Source organism: Streptomyces sp. LaBMicrA B280, assembly GCF_049222185.1.
In the GTDB taxonomy this organism is placed as follows: domain Bacteria; phylum Actinomycetota; class Actinomycetes; order Streptomycetales; family Streptomycetaceae; genus Streptomyces; species Streptomyces murinus.
Genome location: NZ_JBMJCT010000003.1, coordinates 252,228 through 259,541 on the forward strand (window position 1 = coordinate 252,228; position 7,314 = coordinate 259,541).

The following is a 7,314-nucleotide window of genomic DNA, read 5'->3' on the forward strand; positions in this document are numbered from 1 at the left end:
CTTGGAGCCCCCATGTCCCTGAACATGTCCCGCCGCTCGGTGCTCAGAGCAGCCGGTGCCGGAGCCGCCGTGCTCGCCGCCGGTCCCGCGCTCGCCGCCTGTGACGGCGGCGGTGGCCCGGTGTCCGTCTCCAACGAGGGCACCGAGCAGGCCGCCTGGCCCGCGTACGTGCCCGCCGAGGTCCATTACGACCTGCCCGCGCTCCCCGACAACGGCGCCCCCGCCGTCCTCAACTACCCCTCGCTGCCGCTGCCTTCGTCGGTGAAGGGCAAGCCGGGCGACGGCTCGGCGGTCTCCTGCATGGCGCTGAGCTACGGCGCCGCCGTCAAGCTCGACTCCTCCAACCGGATGGTCAAGGCCGTCGGCGACGCGATGGGCGTCACGCTCAAGCCGCGGTTCGTCATCGACACCGGCACCAGCTACACCACCGCGCTGGCCACCATGATGGCGGGCGGCGACCAGCCGGACATCCTGATGATCCCGGCCACCGGCGCGCCCGACATCAGCGAGTTCATCCGCTCGAAGTGCGCCGATCTCAGCGCGTACCTGTCCGGCGACGCGATCAAGGAGTACCCGAACCTCGCCGCGCTGCCCACCCGGGGCTGGCAGCTGATGGGCCGGATCGGCGGCGGGATATACGGCGTGCCGACCTACCGCTACAACGCCCCGCAGGTCGGCCTGTTCGCCAATCGCGACAAGCTGGAGCAGGCGGGGGTCTGGGGCCAGGGCATCGGCGTCCGGGAGTTCACCGACGCCCTGGCCAAGCTGAGTGTGAACGGCCGCTACGGCATCGGCAGTTCGAGCGCGGCGGCGTTCGGCTGGACCTTCCACGCCGGTGCGGCCGGTGCCCCCAACTGGTGGGGCGAGTCCGGCGGGAGCTTCCGTTTCACCGCCGACACCCCGGAGTTCGAGCAGGCGGTGGAGAACATGCACCGCTTCTACACGCGCGGCGTCTACAACCCGGACGCGCTCACGCTGGGCGCCGGTGACGCCCAGCCCAAGTTCCTCAACGGCACCTGGCTCACCTGGCCCAACGGCACCGGCGCCGCCGCGCAGATCCTCTCCCAGGTGCGGGGCTTCACCCCCGACCTCGCCTTCCCCTACGGCGACAAGCCCAACACCCCGGGCGGCGACTCGGTGTTCGGGTTCACGGTCGTCAAGAAGTCCTCCCCGGCCCGGATCAAGATGCTGCTGCGGATCCTCGACTTCTTCGCGGCACCGTTCGGCACCAAGGAGTTCGAGCTGGCCCGGTACGGCGTCGAGGGCGTGCACTTCACCCGCGACAAGGACGGCGCCCCGGCGAACGCGACCAGGCTCGGGCAGACGGAGAACAGCACCAACCTGCCCTTCCAGTACTTCAACATGGCGCCCCAGCCGCTGTTCTTCCCCGGCCTCGCCGACCTCACCAAGCGGCTCCACACCTCGCAGAAGACGCTGCTGCCGATCTGCGCGCCGGACGCCTCGGCCGCCTACCGCTTCTCCTCGGCCACCTTCAGCGCCAAGTGGGCCGGGGTCTCCCCCGCGCTCAACTCCGCGGTGATGGACGCCGTGTCCGGCAAGACGAAGGTCTCGGACTGGAAGGGCACCGTCGCCCGGATCAAGCAGCAGAACGGCATCGACCGAATGGCCGAGGAGTTCGCCAGGGCCAAGGCGGCCACCCGCTGAGCCCCGCCACCCCGTGGTGAGCCCGGGCGCGCGGTGCCCCGGCCGACACCCGCTGACGTACCGCATCTCCCGCGTGGGGCGCCCCCTTCCACCGGGCGCCCCACGCCCATGACCCGAGGAGTCCTGTGTCCGACCTGCCCCCCGCGGCCCGCCGCCCCCGGGTCCTTGCCCCGGCGCCCCGCCGACCCCGGGTCCTGCTCGCCATGCAGCGCGATCTGCTGCCCCTGCTGCTCGACCCGGCGCGGACGGCCCGACTCACCGGCCTCGCCGACCTGGATCCGGCGCTGGTCGCCGACGACTTCACCGATCCCGGTATCGCCACCGAACTCGCCCGCGCCGATGTGCTGTTCACCTTCTGGGGCTGCCCTCCCCTCACCCCCGAGGTGCTCGCCGGGGCGCCCCGGCTGCGGGCGGTGGTGCACGCCGCGGGCTCGGTGAAGAACTTCGTCACCGACGCCTGCTGGGAACGGGGCATCGCCCTCTCCTCGGCCGCCGACGCCAACGCGCTGCCGGTGGCGGAGTACGCGCTGGCGATGATCCTGCTCGCCAACAAGCGGGCGCTGACCACGCGCGACCGGTACCGGGCGGTGCGCGGTCAGGTGTCCTGGCAGCACGAGTACCGCGACGCCGGCAACTACCGGCGCAGCGTCGGCATCGTCGGCGCCTCCCGCACCGGGCGCCGCGTCATCGCGCTGCTCGCCCCCTACGACATGGAACTCCTGGTGCACGACCCGTACTTGGGCGCGGCGGAGGCCCGTGCGCTCGGTGCGGAGCCGGTCGGCCTGGACGAGCTGTGCGCCCGCTGCGACGTGGTCTCGCTGCACGCGCCCGCGCTGCCCGAGACCCGGCACATGATCGACGAGCGCCGGCTGAAGCTGATGCCGGACGGCGCCACGCTGGTCAACACCGCGCGCGGGGCGCTGGTGGACACCGACGCGCTGACCCGCGAGCTGACCGGCGGCCGGCTGAACGCCGTACTGGATGTGACCGAACCGGAGATCCTGCCGCCGGACTCCCCGCTGTACGACCTGGACAACGTGGTGCTCACCCCGCACATCGCCGGTTCGCTCGGCGGTGAGCTGCACCGGATGGCGGATTCGGCGCTGGACGAGCTGGAACGCCTCGCGCACGGGCGGCCGTTCGCGCATCCGGTCGTCCGCGAGCAGTTCGAACGCTCGGCCTGAGGCACGCCGTCGGGGGAAGACTGGTCCGGCCGGCACCGCGTCCACCGGCCCGACCCGAACGAGGAGCCATGACCCGCAACCGCCCGCACCCGTTCTCCGGCAACCCGCTGCGCAGCCGCGCCGACTGGCAGCGCGCGCTGCTCGACCTGTGCGCCCCGCTCACCGACGCCTACCCCGACGACACGGCCCTGGCCGCCCCCGGCACCGCGTACGAACCCCGGGTCGCCCGGCTGGAGGCGACCGTACGACCGCTGTGGGGGCTGGCCCCGTTCGCCGCGGGCGGCGGGCGGTACGACGGCTGGGAGCGGGTCCGCCGGGCCGTCGCCGCCGGGACCGATCCGGAGCACCCGGAGTACTGGGGCGAGCCCGGCGCGATGGACCAGCGCCTGGTCGAGGCGTCCGTGCTCGGCTGCACGCTGGCCCTGGCCCCCGGGGAGCTGTGGGAGCCGCTCGCCGGGGAGGAGCGGGCGCGGCTCGCCGACTGGCTGCGCCGGGCCGCGCGGGCCGAGCGGGTCCCCGACAACAACTGGCATCTGTTCCCGGTGATGGCGGAGCTGGGCCTGAAAGCGGTCGGGGAGCGGCCCGAACCCGGTCTCGCCGAGCGGGCGTTCGCGCGGGTCGAGGACTTCTACCGGGGCGGCGGCTGGTACTCGGACGGCCCGGACGGCAAACCCCGTGACTACTACGGCCCTTGGGCCCTGCATCTGTACCCGCTGCTGTACACGACGCTCGCGCCGGACGCCGATCCGGCGGTCGTGGCACGGGTACGGGAGCGGGCCGCGCTGTTCGCCGGGGAGTTCCGGCACTGGTTCGCGGCCGACGGCGCGGCGCTGCCCTTCGGCCGCAGTCTGACGTACCGGTTCGCACAGTGCGCGTTCTGGGGCGCGCTCGCCCACGCGGGCGTCGAGGCGCTGCCCTGGGGGGTGCTGCGCGGGCTGTGGGCCCGGAATCTGCGCTGGTGGGCGCGGCAGCCGATGTTCGCAGCCGACGGCACGCTGTCGGTCGGCTACGCCTACCCGAATCTGTTCATGAGCGAGCAGTACAACGCGGCGGGGTCCCCCTACTGGGCGTTCAAGGCGTTCCTGCCGCTCGCCCTGCCCGCCGGGCACCCGTTCTGGACCGCCGAGGAGGAGCCGCTGCCCGCCCCGGACGCGGTGCGTCCCCAGCCGGAGGCGGGGCTGCTCGTCCAGCACGGCGGCGGGCACACCACGGCGCTGGCGGCCTGCGACGCCGACATCTGGGTGCGCAACGCGCCCGCGAAATACGGCAAGTTCGCGTACTCCACGGCCTTCGGCTGCGCCGTCGCCACCGGCCCGCTCGGCGCGTCGGCGGCCGCCCCCGACAGCGCCCTGCTGCTCAGCGAGGACGGTCTGTACTGGCGCTCCCGGATCGCCTGCGCGTCCCGCTCCGTGACCGCCGACCGGGTGCGCGCCCGCTGGCACCCCTGGCCCGATGTCACCGTGGACACCTGGCTGCTGCCCGCCGGACCCGGCCGGCACGTCCGGGTCCACCGCCTGGTCACGCCCCGCCCGCTGCACACGGTCGAGGGCGGCTTCGCGGTGCCCCTGGAGGAAGCCGTCACCCGGGCCGGGGGCGCCGGGGCGCGAGCCGACTCCGGCGGCCTCGCGAGCGCGGTGCGGGACCTCACCGGGTCCCGGACCGGCGAGGTCATGTTCCCCGACCCCAACGGCCACCTCCTCTGGCCGCGTACGGCACTGCCCGTGCTGCGGGGTCAACTGCCGCCCGGCGAGCACTGGTTGGCGGCCGAGATCCACGCCACCGCCGACGGCGGCGCCCCCGGCGCGGACGCGCTCGACTGGCGTGCCCTGCCCGGCCTCCCCCGCGCCCTGCGCGACACGCTCCCGGGCCCGGAGGGACCCACCCCGTGAACCGACACCGTCCAGCCCGTTCCTCGACGCGTGACCGCCACCGCACCACGACGGCTTCCGCCTGTGGCAGACGGACACCACGGACTGCGGGGGTGTGGTACCGCTCGGTCGCCCTCGATGCCGGGCCGCTGCTGAACGTGCCGCCGGACCGGCGCGGGCGGATCGACGCGGCGGACAGCGGGTCACCGGGCACCGGGTCACCGCCGACGGGCGGGAGGTCGCGGCCGCGGGTACGGTCGGGGTGCGCCGGGTGCACGTCTTTCCCGAGGTGCGGGCCCGGGTGATCGAGGCCGAACCGAGCGACGCGGCCCCGGAGGTGTCCCTGCGGGTCTTTCGCACCGGGCACGGAGGGCTGCCCGCCCTGGAGGAACAGCCGCCGGTCGACGAAGGTCGCGCGGACACGCCACCCCGGGCACGCCGAGCCGACGCCTCGGCTTCGGTGTGCGTCAACTCGCCTGCTGGAAAGCCCCGTTCAGGCCGATCGTTTCCGCGCGGCCGTCTTCTTCGCCGCCGCCTTCTTCCCCGCGCCCGACTTCGCCGTGCCCGAACTCGCCGTGCCCGAACTCGCCGCGCTCTTCTTCGCCGTCCCGGTCGACTTCGAGGTGGACTTCCTGGCCGGGGCCTTCTTGGCGGTGGTCTTCCTCGCGGTGGAGGTGGACTTCTTGGTGCCCGTCTCCTTGGGGGTGGAGCGGCGGTCCGGCAGGGATCTGACCTCGGCCTCGCCGGTGGGTTCGCGGGATTCGCGGGCGGCGCGGACGCTGTTCTCCAGGGCGGCCATCAGATCGAGGACCTTGCCGCCCTTCGCCGGTTCCGGGGCCTGCGGGGGCGCTTCGCCCGCGGCCTTGGCGGCGATGACCTCCTCCAGGGCCTCCCGGTACTCGTCGTGCAGATCCGCCATCTCCACCTCGCCGAGGGTGTCCATCAGGGCGTCCGCGAGATCGAGTTCCTTGTCCCGGATCTTGACGTCCACGTCCGGGGCGACACCCTCGGGGGCCCGTACCTCGTCCGGCCAGAGCAGGGCGTGCATGGCGATCGCGTCGCCGACGACCCGGAGCATCCCGAGCCGCTCCCGGCCGCGCAGCGCGAACTTGGCGATGGCGACCTTGTTGCTGCGCTTCAGGGCCTCACGAAGCAGGGTGTACGGCTTGGCGGCGGGGGCGCCGCTCGCGGCGAGGTAGTACGCCGAGCCCATCTGGAGCGGATCGATCTTGTCGGCCGGCACGAAGGCGACGATCTCGATGGTCCGGGCCGTCGGGATCGGCAGGTGGGACAGGTCCTCGTCGGTGATCGGGACGATGGTGCCGTCCGCGTCCTCGTACGCCTTGCCGATCTCGGACTGGCTGACCTCGCGGTCCTCCACCTCGCACACCTTGCGGTAGCGGATGCGGCCGTTGTCCTCGGTGTGGATCTGGCGGAAGGAGATCGCATGGCTCTCGGTCGCGTTGACCAGCTTGATCGGGATGCTCACCAGCCCGAAGGAGATGGCGCCGTTCCATATCGATCGCACGTGCCGCACCCTTCCTTTCCCATGGGGACCGGTTTGTCTGGGATTGTCATCCTATGACGCCTATCACAGAGGTGGAGGGGCGGCGGGTCCCGCTGACCAACCTGGAGAAGGTGCTGTATCCGGCGACCGGCTTCACCAAGGCGGAGCTGGTGCACTACTACGCGACCACCGCCGACGCGCTGCTCCCGCATTTGCGCGACCGCGCGGTGTCCTTCCTGCGCTACCCCGACGGCCCCGAGGGCCAGGTGTTCTTCACCAAGAACGTGCCGCCGGGTACGCCCGAGTGGGTCACGACCGCCGAGGTGCCGAGGTCCTCGGCGGAGGGCCCGGCCCGCATGGTCCTCGTACAGGACCTGCCGAGCCTGGTGTGGGCGGCGAACCTGGTCACCGAGTTCCACACCCACCAGTGGCTGGCGGGCTCGCCGGACGAGGCCGACCGGCTGGTGTTCGACCTCGACCCCGGGCCGCCCGCGACCGTCGTGCAGTGCTGCGAGGTCGCCCGGTGGCTGCGCGAGCGGCTCGCGGCGGACGGGATCGAGGCGTACCCGAAGACCGCCGGGTCCAAGGGGCTGCACCTGCTGGCGGCGGTCTCCGGCGCCTCCCCGGAGCGGACCAGCGAGTACGCCAGGGCGCTCGCGGTGGAGGCGGAGCGTGCGCTGCCCCGGCTGGTGGTGCACCGGATGACCAGGAGCCTGCGGCCCGGGAAGGTGTTCGTGGACTGGAGCCAGAACGCGGCCCGCAAGACCACCGCCACCCCCTACACCCTGCGCGCCCGCCGCGCCCCGCTGGTCTCCGCGCCCGTGACCTGGGACGAGGTCGCCGACTGCCGCTCACCGGAGCGGCTGGAGTTCCGGGCCGAGGACATCGCGCCCCGCCTGCGGGAGCACGGCGACCTGATGGCCCCCCTGCTGGACCGGCACCGGGCCGCCCCCCTCCCCGAAGCCCCCTAGATGAGTGAGTCCGATGTGTGTGCTGGTCGCGACCATGGCGAAGGGCGCCCGTTGGTCAGTGTGTGAAGACAAACCTGGACGCCCTTCTGGCGGCACTGTACGTGTTCATCGACGACCAT

Annotated in this window: 5 protein-coding genes; 4 read left to right on the forward strand and 1 reads right to left on the reverse strand. The window is 73.1% G+C overall.

Annotated elements, in window-relative coordinates:
• Positions 1-12: 12 nt before the first annotated feature.
• From ACLF5H_RS03530 to ACLF5H_RS03540, 3 genes are all read left to right on the forward strand, one after another.
• Positions 13-1,665, forward strand: coding sequence for a hypothetical protein (locus ACLF5H_RS03530; RefSeq protein ID WP_421674600.1), 1,653 nt, complete (start codon positions 13-15; stop codon positions 1,663-1,665).
• 203 nt (positions 1,666-1,868) lie between these two features.
• Positions 1,869-2,849 (forward strand): hydroxyacid dehydrogenase, encoded by a 981-nt coding sequence (locus ACLF5H_RS03535; protein WP_421674611.1) that lies wholly within the window; start codon positions 1,869-1,871, stop codon positions 2,847-2,849.
• Between the two features lie 68 nt (positions 2,850-2,917).
• On the forward strand, positions 2,918-4,738 hold the full coding sequence (locus tag ACLF5H_RS03540; protein ID WP_421674601.1) for a DUF2264 domain-containing protein: 1,821 nt from the start codon (positions 2,918-2,920) through the stop codon (positions 4,736-4,738).
• Positions 4,739-5,210: 472 nt separating this feature from the next.
• On the opposite strand, the gene ACLF5H_RS03545 is transcribed toward ACLF5H_RS03540, so the two are convergent.
• The gene (locus ACLF5H_RS03545; RefSeq protein ID WP_421674602.1) at positions 5,211-6,245 is read right to left on the reverse strand and encodes a Ku protein; all 1,035 of its coding nucleotides are present in this window, start codon (positions 6,243-6,245) and stop codon (positions 5,211-5,213) included.
• A gap of 53 nt (positions 6,246-6,298) precedes the next feature.
• Here ACLF5H_RS03545 and ligD point away from each other — a divergent pair, with 53 nt between their 5' ends.
• Positions 6,299-7,195: a non-homologous end-joining DNA ligase gene (gene ligD, locus ACLF5H_RS03550; protein ID WP_421674603.1), complete on the forward strand. Its 897-nt coding sequence runs from the start codon at positions 6,299-6,301 to the stop codon at positions 7,193-7,195.
• The last annotated feature ends 119 nt before the right edge of the window (positions 7,196-7,314 follow it).